At 36.6% G+C, this 20,492-nt stretch carries 22 protein-coding genes; 12 read left to right on the forward strand and 10 right to left on the reverse strand.

Features of this window, described 5'->3' with window-relative positions:
• Positions 1–4: 4 nt before the first annotated feature.
• The 6 genes from R8923_RS12005 to R8923_RS12030 all read left to right on the forward strand — a co-directional run bounded on the left by R8923_RS12005 (position 5) and on the right by R8923_RS12030 (position 5,842).
• Positions 5–1,192 (forward strand): amidohydrolase, encoded by a 1,188-nt coding sequence (locus R8923_RS12005; RefSeq protein ID WP_485872994.1) that lies wholly within the window; start codon positions 5–7, stop codon positions 1,190–1,192.
• Between the two features lie 116 nt (positions 1,193–1,308).
• On the forward strand, positions 1,309–2,007 hold the full coding sequence (locus R8923_RS12010; RefSeq protein WP_485872995.1) for a hypothetical protein: 699 nt from the start codon (positions 1,309–1,311) through the stop codon (positions 2,005–2,007).
• Positions 2,008–2,079: 72 nt separating this feature from the next.
• Positions 2,080–3,102 (forward strand): DUF389 domain-containing protein, encoded by a 1,023-nt coding sequence (locus R8923_RS12015; protein WP_485872996.1) that lies wholly within the window; start codon positions 2,080–2,082, stop codon positions 3,100–3,102.
• 185 nt (positions 3,103–3,287) lie between these two features.
• Entirely contained in the window at positions 3,288–4,547 is a 1,260-nt protein-coding gene (locus R8923_RS12020; RefSeq protein WP_485872997.1) for a M20/M25/M40 family metallo-hydrolase, read from the forward strand.
• Between the two features lie 10 nt (positions 4,548–4,557).
• On the forward strand, positions 4,558–5,358 hold the full coding sequence (locus tag R8923_RS12025) for a DUF3100 domain-containing protein (RefSeq protein ID WP_485872998.1): 801 nt from the start codon (positions 4,558–4,560) through the stop codon (positions 5,356–5,358).
• Positions 5,348–5,842 (forward strand): hypothetical protein, encoded by a 495-nt coding sequence (locus tag R8923_RS12030; RefSeq protein ID WP_485872999.1) that lies wholly within the window; start codon positions 5,348–5,350, stop codon positions 5,840–5,842. The genes R8923_RS12025 and R8923_RS12030 overlap by 11 nt, the downstream gene beginning before the upstream one ends.
• Positions 5,843–5,967: 125 nt before the next feature.
• Here the strand turns inward: R8923_RS12030 and R8923_RS12035 are convergent, their stop codons facing one another.
• Together R8923_RS12035 and R8923_RS12040 are read right to left on the reverse strand one after the other, a co-directional pair.
• A complete protein-coding gene (locus tag R8923_RS12035) occupies positions 5,968–7,275 on the reverse strand; it encodes a glycosyltransferase family 2 protein (RefSeq protein WP_485873000.1) in 1,308 nt (435 codons plus the stop codon).
• Positions 7,272–7,781: a hypothetical protein gene (locus R8923_RS12040; protein WP_485873001.1), complete on the reverse strand. Its 510-nt coding sequence runs from the start codon at positions 7,779–7,781 to the stop codon at positions 7,272–7,274. Before R8923_RS12040 ends, R8923_RS12035 begins: the two co-directional genes overlap by 4 nt.
• A 195-nt stretch (positions 7,782–7,976) precedes the next feature.
• Between R8923_RS12040 and R8923_RS12045 the strand changes: the two genes are divergently transcribed.
• The gene (locus R8923_RS12045) at positions 7,977–8,606 is read left to right on the forward strand and encodes a cyclic nucleotide-binding domain-containing protein (protein ID WP_485873002.1); all 630 of its coding nucleotides are present in this window, start codon (positions 7,977–7,979) and stop codon (positions 8,604–8,606) included.
• Between the two features lie 101 nt (positions 8,607–8,707).
• Entirely contained in the window at positions 8,708–9,337 is a 630-nt protein-coding gene (locus R8923_RS12050; protein ID WP_485873003.1) for a cyclic nucleotide-binding domain-containing protein, read from the forward strand.
• Between the two features lie 132 nt (positions 9,338–9,469).
• Here R8923_RS12050 and nrdG read toward each other — a convergent pair whose 3' ends face one another.
• A complete protein-coding gene (gene nrdG, locus R8923_RS12055) occupies positions 9,470–10,015 on the reverse strand; it encodes an anaerobic ribonucleoside-triphosphate reductase activating protein (protein WP_485873004.1) in 546 nt (181 codons plus the stop codon).
• Positions 10,008–12,158, reverse strand: coding sequence for an anaerobic ribonucleoside-triphosphate reductase (nrdD, locus tag R8923_RS12060; protein ID WP_485873005.1), 2,151 nt, complete (start codon positions 12,156–12,158; stop codon positions 10,008–10,010). Before nrdD ends, nrdG begins: the two co-directional genes overlap by 8 nt.
• A gap of 358 nt (positions 12,159–12,516) precedes the next feature.
• Between nrdD and R8923_RS12065 the strand changes: the two genes are divergently transcribed.
• Positions 12,517–13,617 (forward strand): ABC transporter ATP-binding protein, encoded by a 1,101-nt coding sequence (locus tag R8923_RS12065; RefSeq protein ID WP_485873006.1) that lies wholly within the window; start codon positions 12,517–12,519, stop codon positions 13,615–13,617.
• A 59-nt stretch (positions 13,618–13,676) separates the two neighbouring features.
• Here the strand turns inward: R8923_RS12065 and R8923_RS12070 are convergent, their stop codons facing one another.
• Positions 13,677–14,645, reverse strand: coding sequence for a Gfo/Idh/MocA family protein (locus R8923_RS12070; RefSeq protein WP_485873007.1), 969 nt, complete (start codon positions 14,643–14,645; stop codon positions 13,677–13,679).
• A gap of 121 nt (positions 14,646–14,766) precedes the next feature.
• Between R8923_RS12070 and R8923_RS12075 the strand changes: the two genes are divergently transcribed.
• Positions 14,767–15,342: a PadR family transcriptional regulator gene (locus R8923_RS12075; RefSeq protein ID WP_485873008.1), complete on the forward strand. Its 576-nt coding sequence runs from the start codon at positions 14,767–14,769 to the stop codon at positions 15,340–15,342.
• A gap of 37 nt (positions 15,343–15,379) precedes the next feature.
• Here the strand turns inward: R8923_RS12075 and R8923_RS12080 are convergent, their stop codons facing one another.
• Positions 15,380–16,153, reverse strand: coding sequence for a nucleotidyltransferase domain-containing protein (locus R8923_RS12080; protein WP_485873009.1), 774 nt, complete (start codon positions 16,151–16,153; stop codon positions 15,380–15,382).
• A gap of 12 nt (positions 16,154–16,165) precedes the next feature.
• Positions 16,166–16,666 carry a GNAT family N-acetyltransferase gene (locus tag R8923_RS12085; protein ID WP_485873010.1) on the reverse strand — a complete coding sequence of 167 codons (501 nt, stop codon included), beginning with the start codon at positions 16,664–16,666 and terminating at the stop codon, positions 16,166–16,168.
• Positions 16,667–16,780: 114 nt separating this feature from the next.
• Between R8923_RS12085 and yidA the strand changes: the two genes are divergently transcribed.
• Complete coding sequence (yidA, locus tag R8923_RS12090) at positions 16,781–17,593, forward strand: sugar-phosphatase (RefSeq protein WP_485873011.1); 813 nt, start codon at positions 16,781–16,783, stop codon at positions 17,591–17,593.
• 55 nt (positions 17,594–17,648) lie between these two features.
• Here yidA and R8923_RS12095 read toward each other — a convergent pair whose 3' ends face one another.
• Positions 17,649–18,083 (reverse strand): DUF805 domain-containing protein, encoded by a 435-nt coding sequence (locus R8923_RS12095; RefSeq protein WP_485873012.1) that lies wholly within the window; start codon positions 18,081–18,083, stop codon positions 17,649–17,651.
• Positions 18,084–18,364: 281 nt separating this feature from the next.
• Here R8923_RS12095 and R8923_RS12100 point away from each other — a divergent pair, with 281 nt between their 5' ends.
• Entirely contained in the window at positions 18,365–19,054 is a 690-nt protein-coding gene (locus tag R8923_RS12100) for a hypothetical protein (protein WP_485873013.1), read from the forward strand.
• Positions 19,055–19,470: 416 nt separating this feature from the next.
• On the opposite strand, the gene R8923_RS12105 is transcribed toward R8923_RS12100, so the two are convergent.
• Together R8923_RS12105 and R8923_RS12110 are read right to left on the reverse strand one after the other, a co-directional pair.
• A complete protein-coding gene (locus R8923_RS12105) occupies positions 19,471–19,992 on the reverse strand; it encodes a hypothetical protein (protein ID WP_485873014.1) in 522 nt (173 codons plus the stop codon).
• An 11-nt stretch (positions 19,993–20,003) separates the two neighbouring features.
• The coding region (locus R8923_RS12110; RefSeq protein WP_485873015.1) for an EndoU domain-containing protein at positions 20,004–20,492 on the reverse strand (489 nt) is incomplete at its 5' end.

Here is a 20,492-nt window from a genome sequence, read left to right on the forward strand (position 1 = left end):
TAAAATGCGTAATCGATTAATGAAAATGCTCGAGGAACGTAAAGAAGAAATGATTCAAATTAGACGTCATTTACATGAACACCCAGAATTATCATTTCACGAAATAGAAACCGCAAAATTCATTCAAAACTTTTATAAAGGCAAAGATGTAGAAGTTGCGACTGAGGTCGGCAATGGGCAAGCAGTTGTTGTCACAATTAAAGGCGGTAAACCTGGAAAAACAATTGCGCTTCGTGCAGATTTTGATGCCCTTCCCGTTATGGAAGAAACAAACTTACCATTTAAATCCAAGAACCCTGGTGTCATGCACGCATGTGGCCACGATGGTCATACCGCCTACTTGCTCATTCTAGCAGACTGTCTGATTACACTTAAAGATGATATTCCCGGAACGATAAAAATTGTCCATCAACACGCGGAAGAAACGCCGCCTGGTGGTGCCAAAAGCGTTGTTGAATCGGGTATTCTAGATGATGTTGATCAAATTTACGGCATTCACGTTTTCCCATTCGGTAATTCCGGCGAAGTTTACTATCACAGTGGCTATTCAATGGCTGGTCGCACTTACTTTAAACTGCGCATTCAAGGTACTGGCGGGCATGGCTCCTCACCTCATATGGCAAATGATGCCATTGTTGCCGCATCTTACTTTGTGACTGCTATACAAACTGTAATTAGCAGACGACTAAATCCATTCGAAACTGGTGTTGTGACAATTGGCTCTTTTGATGGAAAAGGTAGCTTTAATGTAATCAAAGACTCCGTTGAATTAGAGGGTGATGTTCGTTACATGAACAATGAAACCCGCGAAAAAATCGATGCTGAAATTCATCGCATTACGTTTGGCATCGAAGAAACCTTTGGGGTTAAAGCAGAACTAACATACACAAATGACTATCCACCACTTTACAACGACCCAAACGTGACAAATCAAGTTATAACAAGCTTACAAAAAGGAATTGGCGAATATTTAACAGCCGTTTCCGAATACGATATGCTCTCTGGTTCAGAAGATTTCGCTTACTATTTGGAAAAAATTCCTGGCGTATTTTTCTACATTGGTGCAAAACCAAAAAATACAGAGCAGGCTTATTTCAATCACCATCCGAAATTTGACATTGATGAAGATGCTCTTCTCGTTGCTGCAAAATCGGTTGCGGAAGTTGTTTTAAACTACTATTCGCTAGATTAATAATTCGTAAAAAGAACATAATCAGCTTTGATTATGTTCTTTTTACATTTTACGTGATTATACATATACAAATCGGGGAAAGAAAGTATATGATAGAGAAAAAGGGGGAATTTTAGATGATTAAGGAAAGAAAAATCGTTCTAATCACAAGTTTGTTTTTCATTACGCTTACTTTTTTAGCGTTGCTTTTCCAAAGAGAGATTATTTGGAATATGGTTTCAGGGCATTTTGATTTTTCTGTGTCTAATGTTATCAATCTACTAGCTGGGCGAGATTTGCTTAGTTTCTTCTTGCATCAAGTGGTGGCTGCTTTAAAAAGTACTGTTATTTTTATTATTGTTGAACTACTTTTTATTATCGCGATTCCAATTTTAATTATTGTTGTCATGTTTAGAGCAAAGAAAAAAGAAGGTTGGACACGCACAAGCGTTGCCATTACAAGTGGTTACAGTTTATTGTTAGTTTCTTTATTTTCTTTTATGATTTTATTTTCTGTACAATCGCTTCATACGTATCAAAACATACATACAAACGTCGTTAACGCGAAGAAAACCATTTTAGCGCATAATTCAGAGGAAATTGAGAATGCCCTCACACGCATCATGGATGACCCTCAAAAATCCATCCAAAAAATCAAGGAAGTTTCTAGGAAAATTGATAAACATACAAGTGTTTTCACGATGCTTTCGGAATGGCTGACGAAAGTAAAAAGTTATGAAAGCATGCTCATCATTGGGACGGTTATATCTTTTCTTTTGATTATAGTTGCTCATATCGTTGAGCTCTACCGCTTATGGCAGAGACCTCAGGAATAAAAAATTGCCGCTTTTTTTATTATGGGGTAAAATTTATACATGCAAAACTCATTTTATTCATAAGGAGAAATTATGGCCAGTACAAGTTATAATGCACAAGAATTTAGGGAAAAAATTAATTCTGACTTAACCATTAAAATAAGCGACTCCATCATCTTAATGTGTGCCATCTTAATTGCATCTGTCGGATTAAATATGAACTCTATTCCCGTTATTATTGGGGCGATGTTAATCTCCCCTCTTATGACGCCTATTTTAGGTGTAGGTTACGGACTTTCCGTACTCGATTTTGATATTGTCAAAAAAGCTGGGCTATTGCTACTTGTTGAAGTTTTTGTAAGTCTAGTCGTTGCGACACTTTACTTCACTATTTCGCCAATAACCTATGCAAGTGATGAGATAATCGCCCGAACATCTCCTACTATTTGGGATGTGGTTATCGCTTTTTCTGGTGGCGTTGCTGGAATTATCGGGGCCTCTAAAAAAACAAGTACAAATATTGTTCCCGGTGTTGCTATCGCAACCGCTTTGATGCCTCCAGTTTGTACAATTGGGTATTCCATTGCAACATTAAATTTGTCATATTTTTTAGGTGCGTCTTATCTTTTTATTATTAATTGTGCTTTTATTATGATTGCTACATTTATCGGCATTAGGTTTATGAGATTCCCCTTACATGAAGCAAAAAGCAGCAAACATACAAGACGCATCAATATCTTTTTAATTGTTCTGTCACTTTTTATTATTATTCCAAGTATTTTTTCCGCCTCTATCCTCGTACAAGAGAGTATGGAAAAGTCATCCATCAATCAATTTGTTAACAAGGAATTTTCAGATTACGTCGTTTTAGACCAAAGTTATAATGAAGAAAAACATCTTCTCACGGTGACAATATCTGGCTCCCCAATGTCTAAAGACACCGTTCAAAGTATCGAAAATGATTTACCAGATTACGGTTTAGACGATGTTAAACTCGATGTCGATCAAATTCCTGACCTCACCGAATTAAAGGGCAGTCAAGTGACCGATTTTATCGACCAATATATTGAGAAAAAACTTGATGCACATAAAAGTGTCGAAGAACAGGCAAAATAAACTTTTATAAGACCAACTTCAATTGGGAGTTGGTCTTTTTGTGGACAATTTCTATCATTTACGACTTAGATACGTATGAAAAAATAATTTTATAACAAAACATTCGTATTTTCTTTAAAATAGGGTTGACTTCACTTTTTATTGTCTTTATCATTAGAAGTAGAAAAAAAGTGAGGAGGATTAAAATGTTTTTCAAAAAGCAGTTTGACGAGATGCAAAAAATTGCTAATCAGATTTTCAAAAACCCAGAACTAGGATACAAAGAGTGGAAGACGAAGCAATTGGTTGAGGAGTTTCTGAAAAGTAAGAATAATCAAATTGAATTAGATTATTTTAGCACGACAGGTATTAAAACGTACCTTTCAAACGACAAACCCGTTACACTTGCTTTTATTGCTGAACTTGACGCTGTATATGCTCCTACTCATTTTTGTGCTGACAAAAAGACTGGCGCCGCGCATAATTGTGGGCATTTCACACAGATTACGACAGCTCTTTCATTGTATGCCTATTTCATTGAAACAAAAGCCTATAAAAACTATGATTTCAATATCGCCTTTGTTTTTATCCCAGCAGAAGAATATTTAGATCTTGATTACCGCGAAACGTTACGACAGGAAGGAACTATTACCTATTACGGTGGTAAGCCAGAAGCGATGAAACTTGGCGTTTTTGATGATATTGATTTTGGGATTTGTGTTCATTCCATTGGAGAAACTTTCGATGAGCCAACAATTGAAATTGGTTGCGACTTAGCTGGCTTCCTTTATAAACGCTATCATTTTGAAGGGAAGGCAACGCACGCTGGTTTCGACCCTTTTAGTGGTGTAAATGCGTATAGTATTTCAACCTTATTTAATGTTGCACTAGGACTACTACGGCAGCAAGTTCGAGATGATCAGCTTGTCCGCTTCAATCCCATCTTAATGAATAGCAACATGTCGACTAACGTCATCCCTAACCAAGTGACAGTCGGGACTGATTTACGTACGAAATCTATTGAATATATGCAAGAAACCGCCAAGAAGCTTGATCTTGCGGCAGAGCATAGCGCAGCAGCTTTATCAGGGCATGTAAAAGTCGAAACACAAATGGGCTACTTACCATTCGTCCAAGATGCCTATTTAAATACTTTTGTAAAACAAGCTTTTGATAAAAACGAAGAAATCACTGGTCTAATTGATGACCGCGGCGGAATTGCAGCTGCTGGCGATATTGGTGACTTAGCCTTTATGTTTCCATGCATTCAAATTAGCTACGGTGGCTTCACTGGCGCCATTCACGGCGATGATTTCCGCATGATAGACGATCATTTTGTACTTGAACAATTTCCGCGCTTTGTAAGCCAAGTATTTGAGGAAATGAACGGCCAACTAGACACTACTAAGCTCTACAAACGCAGCTATAAAGAATATGAAAAACTAATCCAATCCATTACAGAATAGGGAGGAAATCATGAAAAAAGGGTTTATTTATTTAATCGCAACAGTGCTTATCATTATTACAATAGCAGAAATGATTGGCATTAAGACACTCCAATTAGGATCCGTAACAGTCACAGTTTTACCGCTCGTTTTTGCCGTTGCTATCGGAATGATTTTTGGCATTCCCGTCTTCCGAAAAGGCATTTTAAAGAAAATTTACAGCAAAGAAAATGTCGGCTTTTCTGGTCAATATTTAATTATCATCATGTTACCACTAATGGCAAGATACGGCGCTGATGTAGCCCCGCATATTAAAGAAATTTTAAGTATCGGCTGGGTGTTTATCTTGCAAGAATTAGGTAATTTAGGTACCGTTCTACTCGGTCTTCCAGTTGCTATCATGCTCGGATTACGACGTGAAGCAATTGGGGCAACATTAGGTCTTGGTCGCGAAGGGGAACTTGCCTACATCTCGGAAAAATATACACTAAATTCTGCAGAAGGCCGCGGCGTACTGTCCATCTACTTAATTGGAACTTTATTCGGCGCCATCTTCTTTAGTATTTTCGCGCCACTACTTCTTTCTCTAGGCTTTGACGTTAGAGCATTGGCAATGAGTTCGGGCGTTGGTTCGGCAAGCATGATGACCGCCGCCTCTTCCACCCTTGCCGCACAAGTTCCAGAACAAAGCTCAACGATACTATCCTATGCAGCAGCAAGCCAGCTTCTGACCAGTTTTTTAGGTACATATACGATGGTCTTCCTAGCTGTTCCGCTCCAAAGATTTATGTATCGCACCCTAACTAGAGGAGGCAAACAACATGCAAAATGAAACTCTTAGTAAAAAATATATAAAAATGGGCTTAATCCTTTTATTAAGCGTAGCACTTATTTTATTTACGCAAGGTATTAAGTTACTGAAAAACCCTGAAAGTACGCCAATTGTAACAAACACACTAATTGGATTGCTCGTTTTATGGCTGTTTGCTTTTCTAGGTATTGTTATAGCTGATTTAATGAAAAAAGCGCCAGTTGGCTTCTTGCGTAACTTCCCCGTCCTAGGCTGGGTATCGCTAGTATCGCTTATTTTCTGCCTCATTTCAGACTTCTTTGTAAATGCCATTTCAGCCGTTGATTTCTTATCCATCACAACGCCAATTTTAGCATTTGCAGGCATTTCTGTTGCTGACCATCTAGTTGATCTCTCAAAAACATCTTGGAAAATCGGCATAGTAGCCATTTTTGTTTTCATCGGCACCTATTTAGGAAGTGCCATTTTGTCACAATTCGGTCTTTGGATTACAGGTTCACTATAAACAAAAAAACCATCCAGCGATTTTTGCTGGATGGTTTTTTTTTTGTTTTGCTTCATAAAATCATGTATCTGCCAAGAATAACTGATAAGTTTTCAAGTCTCCTGCCGTCTTCCATATGAATATCTTTATTTTTGACGTCTTTCTGGGCTAGTCCAAACGCCTGTGCCGAATCCTAAAATGGTTTTTACTGCTGGAATGAACGTCATTAAAATTGTGACGGCATTCATAATCCAGTAAAACAATAAATAAAGTGGGGCAAACAAAAAATACTTCATTTTATTCCCCTTGTCATCGATGAGTAATGCTGCAAACAATTGGAGGGCGCCTGCTAGCATTTCAAAGCAAACAAAAACGAAAGCGACAGCGAGCATGAGCCATATTTGCGGGACGTCCCAAATGTAAAGTAAATAAATGAAACGGGCGACAAAAATGATACTCGAAATCCAAAAGAAGAAGGTCCATAAGATGCTTAAGGTTTGGTCAATGAATAGGGAAGTTCGGCCAAGATTTTGAAACGGGTGGGACAATACTTTTTTGAAGTTTGTCAGCCACACCTCTGTCCCACCTTTTGCCCAGCGTTTTCTTTGTTTGTAAAGCATGTTTAATGTTTCGGGTACTTCCATGAAAAAGATAATATCCGCGGCAAAAATGGAGAGCCAACCACTCATTTGGTGATCCCAAGCGATACTAATGTCTTCTGTGGCACGATCTTGGCGAAACATGCCGACGTCCATTAGAGCAGCTTTGCGGTACATGGTATTGGCACCACTATACGCGTAAATAACGCCAAAAACACTACTTTGGGTCCGCTTGATAATACCAACGATACTAGAAAATTCGACGGTTTGCGATTTCCCTACTAGTGTTGAACGATTTTGCACATCCATATTAGAAGTAACTGCGGCAATATTTCTAGCGTCCTCACGGATAAAATAATTAACGTATTTCCATAGGGCATCTGGTTCTGGAACAGTATCCGCATCATTACTTAAAATGAGTTCACCTTTTGCAAAGCTTGTACCAATATTAAATGCGTGTGCTTTCCCTTTGTTTTTTTCGATTCGAATCACACGTAAATTATGATATTTTTCCATTAAACGATTCAAAATTTCGGGTGTTGTATCTGTAGATCCGTCGTCTGTCACAAGAACTTCATAATTTTTATAATTTATTTTATTCATTAAGTATTCGATTGTATCCTCAATAACAATTTCTTCATTATGTGCAGGAACCATAATAGTTATAAAGGGTTCTACTTCTTGTGGGATATCTGTCCAAGTTTCTTGTTTATACTTAAACAAATATGAATAACAAAAAGCTCCAAAAAACCAAGCGAGTCCGCCTAAAATAGGATATGTTAGTAATATCGCTAAAAAAATGGTCATCGTTATGTCTAAAACAGTATTTCCCGTATGAAAAAGACTTAAGTTCATTTGAGTTCGACCCCTTTTTCTTTATATAAATCTCGGATTGTAGTTTCATCAATATTTTTTTCTTCTGGGATAGATACAAATTTTTGGGCCTCCCGTTCTGTCTTCTCCCCAAAACGCTCTGAAAAAAATGCTTCCAAAGTAGTCTCTCTTATTTTTAATTTTTCTTCATTATATGTAATTTCTTTTTGCAAGCGTTCTTTATAATTTTTATTTGTTTTATGTGTAAGGACTAGAAAATAGATGACAATAAAAATAATCGCCAGTAGCAAAAAGCCATCAAGTATTCGAAAAACACGAATGGCTGTATCAAAGGCTTCAAAAATGATTACTTTTTCCTTTAAAAATAAAATTGGAAATAATACTAAACCAAACGGCAGGAAGAAACCTATCCATGCTAAAATTGTAATAAGTATTTGTCGAATTTTCAGCCCCCCATTTCCATGCTCAAAAAATTGATCTTCAATAAATTGATTGTTCATTTCTTCTCTTGTCGCTTTCTCTTCCATATGCTACAACTCCTCTAAAAAGCTATTATTTTTCCATTCCCTTAATTGTTGCTTTATAAGCATTATTATAGATTCTTTATGATTTTAAGGATTTTTTGACTAAATTTAAACAAAAAGATATCAAAAAATGTGTAAATTCCACATATCGGTTTATTTCATTCTTGTTATGATAATAAAAGACAGGAGCTGATTTAATTGTTTGCCGATAAAACAGATGAGATATTAAAAGACTTAAACACAAATAAACTGGATAACTCATGGATAAATTTCGAAAAATTAGTTAAAAATTCAATTATTGATGGAAATCGATTTTTAAATGAATTTATTGTGGTACATGATGGTATTATGCACATGGAGAATAAGAATGCACAAATTCTTCATTTTTTTTCAAAAGGAGATGTGATTAATCAACAAGTTTCAGGCTTAAATTTAGAAAAAAATTTGTTTTTAGTTTGTGATACAGACGTTGAAATGACTTTTGTTAATCGGGAATACTTTTTAAACTTCGCAACGAATAAGCCCTCTTATATGGAATGGTTGCTTGAGATGACTTTACTTAACAATATGAACTTATATAATGAACTTATTAAATATGATTTTTCTACTGAGGGAAGAGTCGTTTATACCTTGCAGTATCTATGTGAAAAGTTAAAAACAAACCAAAAAAACGATTATTTTATCGTTCCTGCTTTTATTAATAAGGTGAAGCTTGCAAAATATGGCAATATTTCGCGTAAACAGCTTGATAAAATTTTAGAATCGTTAACGAAAAAAGAACTCATCCGAATTGAAGATAAAAGATTTTATGTCAAAATCCCTTCATGAGTTTTTAATTTGAATTTCTTACGATTATAATGCATTAAACAGCCATTATTCACTCAATTAGGATATAATGTTCATATAAACTGTTGGGAGATGATGGGATTATGAATCATAAAGAGCTACTCAATATGGTTGAGGAATTAAATCAAAACAAGGTGTATCCTTCACATGTAACATTCGAAACAGTGCAGCGAAATCAGACGCTTGATATCCAAAAAATGGATACTCATATATTAATTGTATTGGAAGGTAGTTTCCATTTGGAAAATAAGACCTTTCAAATTTTACAATTTTTCGTTCCAGGAAACGCAATCCATCAATCCCCCTATAAAATGAACGTTCATGATAAATTGCGTCTTATTAGCGACGGTGAAACACAAATCGCATTCGTGCATCGGGAATTCTTTTTAAATTTTGCTTCTAATAAAATAGAGTATATGGAATGGCTATTAAATGCGGTGTCGGAAAATTCTTCAGCATTCTGTTTTGAACTTATGAAATTTGATCTTCCCACTGACAAGCGCATCATTTATACTTTGCAAACTTTTTGTCAAAAAGTGGAAGCTCCCGAAATAAACGGTTATTTTGAGATTCCTAGTTTTATTACAAAAACAATGTTATCAAAATATGGTGGCGTTTCGCGCAAAACATTGGATAAAATCCTTGCAAACTTACATCTTCAAGGCTTATTGAAAGAACAAGATGGATTTACCTACGTCACAAGTCGTTTTTAAAGATAATGGAAATTGAAACTTTATGTAAAAACCAGACTGCTGATAAATGGTGAGCATTAGAGTAGGAGCACAAACGACGAAGATTGTCGCTTTTCAGTAGTTTTAAGCTTGGTCGAAATGACCAAGCTTTTATTAATATAAAACCACTTCACCTTTTAGCATTGATTTTTTCACATCGATAATGCGCTGGTTGCTAGATCCTCGGAAAGCTAAGTTAGGGTCAAATAGACTCTGTTCAAAACGCCCGTCGACTAGCACATCAACATAAGAAAGCAGTTCAAGTTTATCTTCTGTTTCCTGCATCATTTCTTCCCACGTATAGCCAGTCCACGACCAAATATCTTTTGTATTGCCGAACTTATCGCGCATTTTTTTACAAACCGTTAAACATGTTTCAGTATTTAAAAATGGCTCCCCGCCGAGAAGCGTTAGGCCTTGTACGGACTCATGGCTAACGTCAAGGATAATTTTTTCCAAAAGCTCCTCTGAAAAAGGTACACCATACTGAAAGGACTGCGCTGCTTTGTTATAGCAGCCCTCACAATGAAAAGGGCAGCCAGATACATAAAGACTGCACCTGACGCCCTCCCCGTCTACAAAATTAAACGACTTATAATCCGCAATAAAACCGCGACTCAGGTTTTCAGATTGCCATTCTTTTGGCGCTGGGTTATTCATCACGAAGCTCCAAATGCTTCACGCGCTTCGAAATTTCCACATGACGCCCGTGAACCATTGGACGCTTCATCGGATTGCCCAAATAGCCACACGTCCGTTTTACAACGTCCGCCTTCTCAGGATCAGTATTTCCGCACTCTGGGCACTTAAACCCTTCTTCTGTTGGAGAAAACTCACCTTCAAATTCGCACTCATAACATTTATCAATCGGCGTATTTGTTCCGAGATATGCAACCCGGTCATATGCATAGTCCCAAACAGCCTCTAGCGCCTTAGTGTTGTGTACAAGTTTTGGATACTCACAGTAATGAATAAAACCACCTGAACAGAACTCTGGATATTCTTTTTCAAAATCAATTTTTTCAAAAGGCGTAATTTTTTTGCGCACGTCAAAATGGAATGAATTTTGATAGTATTCCTTATCGGTAATATCTTTAATAACACCATATTTCTCACGGTCTAGGCGATTGAAACGGTCGGTCAAACTTTCACTAGGTGTGGAATACACACTAAACCAGTAGCCGTATTCAGCCTTCCACTCATCCGCATATTCCTTCAAACTTTTCACGATGTCCAAAGTAAAGTTTTTCGCTTCGGGATTCGTTTCCCACTCACCACCATAAAAAACGGTTGCCGCCTCATAAAGACCAATGTAGCCAATTGAAATGGTGGAACGCTCTTTATTAAAGAGTTCGTCAACTGCATCGCCGTCTTGTAGTCGCTTTCCGAATGCCCCGTATTTATATAAAATCGGCGCGTTTTCTGGGCGTGCCTCTCTAACACGATTTAATCGGAATAAAAGAGCATCTTTAACAGTTTGCATGCGCGCATGGAAACTATCCCAAAACTTCGTCTTATCGCCGCCGCTTTGAATGGCAATTCGCGGAACATTTAGCGTGACAACACCAAGGTTATTTCGGCCGGCATTTACAAACTCGCCGTTTTCGTTTTTCCACGCTGGCAAGAACGAGCGACAGCCCATTGGTACTTTGAAATCCCCAGTCAATTTTGTTAGCGTGTCAAAACTTATAATATCGGGATACATACGCTTGGCAGAACATTGTAACGCCAGTTGTTTAATATCATAATTAGGGTCATTTTCTTCCAAATTAGTTCCTCTTTTTAATGAAAAAACAAGTTTTGGGAAAATGGCTGTATGTTTATCTTTACCGACGCCACCCAGACGAACAGTAAGAATCGCTTTTTGAATTTCGCGAGCGAACCAGTCTTCCCCAAGGCCAAAACCAAGTGTGACAAATGGCGTCTGCCCATTACTCGTGTATAATGTATTGATTTCATATTCCAAGCTTTGCATCGCATCATAAATATCCTTGCGCGTTTTTTCTTCAACGTATTTCTTTTGCTTTTCAGAAGCAACCCACTTGCCTGCTTCTTGTTCATGCTTCATATAATTACGTTTTGCATAGCTCGCCAAAATTTCATCGATGCGGTCAACGGAACAACCACCGTATTGTGAGCTTGCCACATTCGCAATAATTTGTGCAATCTGCGCGGTCGCAGTCTGAATCGACTTTGGACTTTCCACATTCGCATTCCCAATTGTAAACCCTTTTTCTAGCATCCCTTGAATATCAATTAAACAGCAGTTCGTCATCGCATGGTACGGGCTATAGTCCAAATCGTGAAAATGGATGTCTCCTTTTAAATGAGCGTTTGATACATGTGTTGGTAGCATATATTTTAGCGCATAGCTTTTGGCAACCGCTCCAGCCGTTAAATCTCGTTGTGTATTAAATACAGTCGCATCTTTGTTCGCATTTTCATTGACAACCGTTTTATCTTTTTCAAGTAATTTTTGAACACTTTTAGTCATATCCGTGACATTATCTCGTACAGCATCACGGTCATGACGATATTCTATGTAGCTCCTTGCAACATCTGGATAAGTAGATTTCATTAGTGCATTTTCAACAGTAAGTTGAATTTCATCAATTGTTAATTCCCCTTCATTTGGTAAAGAATTCACAATTTCAATTAAAATTTCATCTAAAAAAGTTTCATCCTCCACATGAATACTCTTCATTGATGCAAGTACTGCACTTCTAATTTTTATCAAATCAAAACTCGTTTTCCGTCCGTCTCGTTTGATAACAACTTGCTCTACAGTTTGCTCCATATACATGATTCATTCCCCCGATTATCTTCAATCTGTTTTTATGCGCATTTTTTCACATTTGCACAAAAACTATATATTGTATCAGCAATATAATCATAACACAATATGAAGTATCAGATAAAGCGATTTCCTAGATTTCAATGAAAATAGGTCTTTAGTTCTTAATTTCACAACCAAAAGTACATCACAGCGCCTTTTTTCAAAAATAAGGCATTTGTCCCTTTTCAAAAATAAAGTTTTCTGCTTTATTAACTTCTGTCAACATGCCCAAAAAACTTATTCGGCTTTTGTGCAAGTTGCCATAGTTTTTATAAAGCGGTTTCATTTACAATATATATAAGTTAATAAGAAAGAGGCGAATAGAATGGCTCAATTATCTTTACAAAGTGTTTATAAAATTTATGATAATAAAGTGACTGCTGTTTCTGACTTTAATTTAGAGATTGCAGACAAGGAATTTATCGTGTTTGTCGGTCCATCTGGTTGTGGTAAATCTACTACACTTCGTATGATTGCTGGTCTTGAAGAAATTTCAAAAGGCGAATTTTATATCGATGGAAAAATGATGAATAATGTGGCTCCAAAAGACCGCGACATTGCAATGGTTTTCCAAAACTATGCTTTATACCCACATATGACTGTTTATGATAACATGGCGTTTGGTCTAAAACTTCGTAAAATGCCAAAAGCTGAAATCAAAACTCGCGTTGAGGATGCGGCTGCAATTTTAGGTTTAACTGAGTATTTAAAACGTAAACCGAGTGCACTTTCTGGTGGACAAAGACAACGTGTTGCCTTAGGTCGTGCCATTGTTCGTGATGCTAAAGTTTTCCTAATGGATGAACCACTTTCCAACTTAGATGCGAAACTTCGGGTACAGATGCGTGCGGAAATTACAAAATTACACCAAAAACTTGATACGACAATGATTTACGTTACCCATGACCAAACAGAAGCAATGACAATGGCAACTCGTATTGTTATTATGAAAGACGGTGTCATTCAACAAGTTGGTTCACCTAAAGAAGTATACGATCACCCTGTCAACATGTTCGTAGCCGGATTTATTGGTAGCCCTGCCATGAACTTCTTTAATGGCCGGATAGAAAATGGGCATTTCATTGGCGATGATTTCACAATTTCAGTTCCAGAAGGTCAATTGAAAATCTTAAAAGAAAAAGGCTATGATAATAAAGAAATCGTTTTCGGGATTCGTCCAGAAGATATTCATGATGAGCCTTTAATGATTGAAGCTAACCCTGATTATGCTTTTGAAGCTAAAACGATTGTAGCTGAACTTACAGGTGCTGAATTCATGTTACATAACCAAGTTGGTTCACATGAATTTGTGGCTCGTGTGGATTCCCGTACGGACCATGTAAATGGTGAAACATTAACACTTGCTTTTGAGATGTCTAAAGCTCATTTCTTTGATAAAGAATCAGAAATTGCTTTAATTGACTAAAATAACCCTCCCTTTCAATAAAAATAAGCGGCTGTCTAAGAAATAGACAACCGCTTATTTTATTTCTCAAATGGAAACTTGAGCCCCCATTGTTCCTTTACATTCGTCATGATTTGAATTACATCTTCTGTTAGCCTAATAGATTTACTCTCCCCTTTCATAATACTTTCTTCCATATCATGAATCTCATAAGAGAGCGCTGCATTTGAATCCCCAACCGTCACCATTTCCTGATTTCCATTTAAATATGTGATACTTGCTTGGCTAGCACGTGGATATTCTTCCACTGTAATAAAGCCATTTTCATAGGCAACAATACCTCGTTTTGGCATTTTTGAACGGAATGTTAAACTTACAACAGCCATTTCCATTTTTTCATTACGCAAAATAATGCCAGATTGTTCATCTACTCCCGTTTCATATTTTTTCACAGTCGTTAGAATTTCATTTGGTTTCTCGGTCATAAAAAAGCGGGCAAACGACAGCGCATATGTGCCAATATCAAACAATGCTCCGCCACCAAGCTCTAAATTGAAGAAACGATTTTCTGGATCACTCGGCTTCGCGCTACCAAACGATACTTGAATCATTTTAAGCTTCCCAAGCCGTCCCGAGTTCACTATTTCTTTTAACTTTTTATAAAGCGGCATATGGTAAATCGTCATCGCCTCGGCAACGACCAAATTTTTCTCCGCCGCAACCGTTTGAACAGCAGCAAGTTCTGACGTATTTATCGTAATTGCCTTTTCAACCAGAATATGTTTTCCCGCCTTTACAGCTTGCAACATAAATTCAAAATGATGTGAATTTGGTGTGGCAATGTACACAACATCAATTTTTTCATCTGCAAAAAGTGCTTCAAAGTTATCATAAACCTTTTGAATCCCGTATTCTAAAGCGAAAGCCTCCCCTTTTTCCTTTTTGCGCGCCCCAACCGCATAGACAGTGCGGCCCATTTTTTGCATGGCGCTAGCAAATTGATGCGCAATTTCGCCAGGACCCACGATTGCCCAATTTAGTTCCGTCATTTCCATCATCCTTCCATATTCTCATTCCAATTTATTATAGTCATGCTTGCTTTTCTTTGTCAAAAGTATATCCTTTAAGCTTTCTGGAATGGTATAATATTTGCAAACGGAGGGGATGGATTTGTCTTTAAAATTAGTTATTCTAGGCGTTCTTGATTACAAAAATGTGCATCCTTATGATGTAAAGCGCTTTTTAAAGCATTACGATTGGGATTATTTATTCCAAATTAATGATGCAAAAATTTATTATGCGTTTGACTCACTTTTAAAAAATGAGTATATTTCAATTGCTGAAGTAGTTAAAAATGAAAAGACGCCGACGAAAACGGTGTATGAGATTACGGAAAAAGGGCATGCACAAATTGAAAAAGAGCTTTATAAACTATTTAAAAAAGATATTTTGGCGTATAAAACCATTTATCCAGCACTACTTTTTGCTGATTATGCCGATAAATATAAGCTTTTGTTTTATTTAAATGAACGAAAAAATGCGGTAGCAAACGAGCTTCAACTTAGCTATGAGCGTGCAGCAGACAAAATTGCCAACCCAGAAAATTCTGCTACTGCGCTAATTATTGCGAATGCTGTTCAACATTTGAAGGCAGATATTCACTTGCTGGATAATTGGATCAAGAGCATTGAAGACGGGACTTTTAACGGGAATATTCGCGAGGAAATCACTGCGTTTTTTGAATAAAAATCCCTAGTGTTGCAAATGCGACACTAGGGATTTATTATTTACTCAAACTTTTGCGCACAAAACGTCTAAAGACCGCGTCTAATTTTTCATATTCTATACGTTCAAGTGAATCAATTGACTGCACATACTGCTTAAAATGGCTGATCTGCTCGTCAATATACGTATTCAGTTCATTAAGGCGCGGTTCTAAATCAAGCTCATCACCTGCTTTTTTGCGCACCAAAAGTTCAGACGTTATTTCACGAATCGTTTTAGGAATCTCAATTTCAGCCATAATTTCATCAAAAAGAACAGGTGGCGCCGCTTTATATTTTTCAATGTAGCCACATGCGAAGAGCGGACGAAGTACATAAAAATATTTTTTAATTTTCACTTGCTCACCTTGCAAATATTCACGGTAATTTCCTTCCGCCATATGTAAATAATGATAAATTAACGGCTTTAATTCGATGTTTTCATGATAGAGCCTTCGAAGTTCAGTAGCAAGCCCACCTGAATCACGATATACAATCGGTGAATTCAGCCACTCCATTAAAGACGGATTGCATTTACGAAGCAACTGCAAACCTTTCTTTAAATCCCAACCACTCACATCAAGTAAATCATTAATTGGATACTCAATCACATCGCGCTTCTCCTCGACTGAAACATACCATTCCTCAGGATGCGTATATAAAAATCGAACATCAAAATCGCTATCTTTGGAAGGAAAACCCCAGGCCCGACTACCTGACTCCACTGCATACCAAATGGTCACGTTTTGTTCTTGCTCAATTCGTTTTATTTCCTTTTCAATCCATTCCTTCATGTTTTCACCTTCTTAAATTTGGAGTGTATAAACGCCCACTACATGCGTTTTTTCTCCAAATTGCGTTGTTTTCTCTTCTTGTTTTGCATAACCTAGATGTTCCCAAAAACCTTTTGCTGCTTCATTTTCATCTAAAACACCAATGCGAAGTGACTTTGCGCCACCGTCTATCGCCCACTCCCGAATGACTTGATGTAAAACACGCCCCATGCCAGCGGATCTAGCCCCAGGCACAAGAAGTAATAAACCGATAATCCATTCACTTTTTTTCGGGAAATCTGCCACAACATCAATCAAACCAATTGGTTCATTTTGATCATCTAAAATGGCCATGACAAATTTATCAAATTTTGTTTTTCCAGCTGGTAAGTCTGTTAAAATGGCACGCGCATCATCAGAATTTGCCCTGCGTCCTTGTTCAATTTGAAAGTAATCCTCACACTTTTTACATACTTCTTCCACTAAAGCGATATCTTTTTCATTTAAAAACTTTACGTGATAATTGCGTTTCATAGCGTCACTCTCTTTTCCATATTTCTTCTTACATCTTGCCATATTTTCCAGTAAACTTCAATCACTAGCGGGAATATGCTATACTTGACTGGTATGATTGGAGGAACTGAACTTATGATTAAATTAGTAGCAATCGACATCGATGGCACGCTTTTAAACGACCATCATGAAGTGACAAAAGAAGTGAAAGATGCCATTCGAAAAGCGAAGGCACTTGGTACAAAAATTGTTTTGTGTACGGGCCGCCCTCTTGTTGGCGTGCAACAATATTTAAGCGAACTTGAACTTCGAGAAGAAGGCGATTACGTCATCAGTTTTAACGGCGCCATGGTGCAAGATACGTTCACAAAAGAAGTCGTTTCGCATTTAACTTTAACAAAAGATGATCTCGTTTCACTTTCAAAAATAAGTGAAGATGCCGGACTACATATGCACTTTTTCGATGATAAAACGCTCTACACAGCGAATCGAAATATTGGTAAATATACCATTGTCGAAGCTTATTTAACCGGTAGTCAGCTCATTTTCACTGAAATTGAGAAAATTCCAGCTGATTTCCAGATGTCAAAAGCAATGATGATTGACGAGCCCGAAATTCTCGAAGCGGGAATAAAGAAGCTACCAAGTGACCTCGAGGAACACTACCATCTTGTTCGCAGTGCCCCGTATTATTTGGAAGTTTTAAACCCAAATGCAAGTAAAGGGAACGCTGTGAAACAGCTTTCTGAACTACTTGGTATTAAACAAGACGAAGTGATGTGCATTGGCGACCATGAAAATGATACAACAATGCTCGAATTCGCTGGCACTGCTGTTGCCATGGGTAATGCAATTCCACGTTTAAAAGACCTGGCCGACTTCATTACTGAAACAAATAATAATAGCGGCGTTGCTGTTGCCATTCAAAAATTTGTTTTACATGCTTAGAACCCCCAAAAAGCGTTATAGCCAAATGGCTATAACGCTTTTTTTAAGCTAATTATTAAAATCCATACTCATCATTTTTTGCGCCGTCAACGTTTTCCACGCTAGGTAAGCACATAAAAACAATAATGATGATACTTCCAACAAATGGAATAAGACCAAGTAAAACAAACCAGCCACTTTTTCCAATGTCATGAAATCTGCGAACCATTAGGCTTATTGCAGGAATAATATTCGCTATTCCAAATAGCCACATAATTACTAGTATAAACAACGCTGGTCCAGCATACATAGCGCCAAAAACTTCACCTGGATAGGCAGTACCAGTCGCTACCGAAGCAGAGGACAGTCCAATGATTAGCATAATAATCCAAAAAATTGTCATGATAATTGCATTCCATAAGAACGTGTACCAATACTCTGAACGTTTTGAACGTCCACTAAAGTTCACATAATTCCTCCAATATGCTTTATAAGCTTCTAAAAACCCCATTTTTTCAACTCCCTTTTTATTTTAAACTATCTAAACTATTATACTATATTTCCAAACTGAAAGAAATGTCTAAATTTCGAATTTATTAGTCATTCATTCTTTTTTCCAGTCATTTTTATACATTTTCACAGACCTATATATAATTTATACGAATTAACACTTTTCATCCTATACCCACTGGCTAATGCCGAAATTTCATGTTAGGCTTATATGGAAGTTAAGAGAATTTGGTATAAACGTAAATACGCTTATATAAATACAACAACAGAAAGGGAATTGAGATGAAACATCAAAGAAAAACTTTACTTACAATTGTTTTGTTAGTAGCAAGTCTTTTAGGAGGATGCGGGGAACTTCCTCTAAAAGTTAATGAAACACCCGAAAATGGGTATGATTTAGTTTATTATGGAACAACAGATGTAGGCACAGAGATAACTTATGCTGATAAAGCAGGAATTGGCGAAAAAACAGTTACTGAAGACGGAAAATTTGCCATCTATATCCCTAGGGTAAGCTCTGAGGTCGAGTTTGAAGTCATTGCAAAAAAAGATGACGCCGAAGTAACAAAAACGTTGACTGTTCCAAAACAAAAAGTATTAATTAATTATGAACAACTTAAAATGAACCTTGATACTTTCAGCATTGCACTGCCTGTTTCTTCTGAAAAAGATTTAGAGGTCACCACTGGCTTTAAAATAGCATGTGATGGCAACGATGTAATGGCTTTTTCCCTAGTTTATGCACCAATTGCCGAACTTAAAATGGGGATTTATGATTATAGAAATTTTCACTATTCTATTGAAGCCATTATGTACGCGCTCGAATCAGAAACTGGACTAAGCAAAGTTTTGGACGCCTTCAATACTAGCCATAAAAAATACAGCACAACAAAAGTGTCTGTCGATGATGCAACTTATAAATTCTCTACAAGTAATGTTGGTGTCACAACTTTAGAAATATATCCGAATTAAATTCGCCTTACTTCCCCTCTAAATGTACTCTTTTATTTCCGATGAAAAAGATTATATTTTAAGTGCTACTAATTAGGCGTGTGAGATAAAAAAGAGTCTAGGACGTCGCTAAACAGAACCAGAAATCAGGCAAATCTCATTTATCGGCTTAATCTAGGCTCTTTATTTTCACATCATCTTATCCCATAACTAGCATTGTAGAGCACCTTTTTTATTTTGTAATATTATCTAACATTCATTTAGCCGCAGGTTCTCCTTCTAGAATTTCCGGTTCTTCCATTGTTCCTATATTAATTAATGTAATAATAGCTTTATTTAAATTTAAAGGACTAAGCTTTTAGAATTATATTATTTATAAATTCAGTAAAAAAATTATAAAGTTTGCATACATTACCCTTATCTAAAAAAGCTCTGTATCAACATTTCCCATTTTTGATATTAATTTTTAGCTTTTTAATTTTCTCAAACTCTAAATCATATTGTGCAGTCGATGGGAAAATTTTTGTTATTTGTTTAAAAAAATCTTCAGCTGCAAAAATTAAAGTAGTTAAAAGCTCTTGTTTTGGTAGAGTCCAGGTCTTCTTTATATTCTCATCTATACTTACAAGTATGTATTCATTTGAGATATTCTTAAAACTAAGTAAAACAGGTTGATCGGGAAAAGTAGTTTCGGCTATACCATTACTCAAAAACGCTTCAATCATATCAAGTATATACGCCCATAATTGGTCGACTAAATCCCAGTACTTGAAATCCATTATAATATTATCAAAATACTCTAAGTAGACAACACCCTCTAAATAATCTAAATCAATATCTTTTTTTATCTTAATTAATTCATTTGTCTCACAAACATTAATAAAATAATTTTCAACGTTCTTATTCAAATCTTTAATTATTACTTCAGGTTTTTTAATAAATGAATTACATATAAACACTATCGTCTCACCTACTTTTTATAAAATTGTCCTATTCTACCATTCTTAATGCCAACAACATATTCAACTCCATCTACTTTACCAGAAAGTTGATACATACTATTAGTACCTTTTTGAACCACAGTATCTCTATTTTGTTTCATCACTTCGGTAATTGCATTTATTATATCATCGACAGATATATCTTTGGCAAAAAAGGTTTGGGTTTGTTTTAGTGAACCGTCCCAATAATCTAAGTGATGCCTTTCTAAGATATGTTTCATCCCCTTCTTATCCAATTTAAAGTTACAGTTTTCAAATTTTAAATTTTTACTCTTAAAATCCGTTAGATCATTAATTACTTTTTCTGGCTTAGCAGCGCTGACTCCCTCTATCATACCATCTACCTTTTTGCCTTTACCACTTAGGTTTACATCAAATTTTTGGAGGATATCTTTGATGCTTTTTGTGCTTTGTGCGACTTTGGTTGGGGCTTGGGGCGAGATGCTGCCCATACCTGC

It is taken from the genome of Listeria tempestatis, assembly GCF_963575625.1.
GTDB lineage: Bacteria > Bacillota > Bacilli > Lactobacillales > Listeriaceae > Listeria > Listeria tempestatis.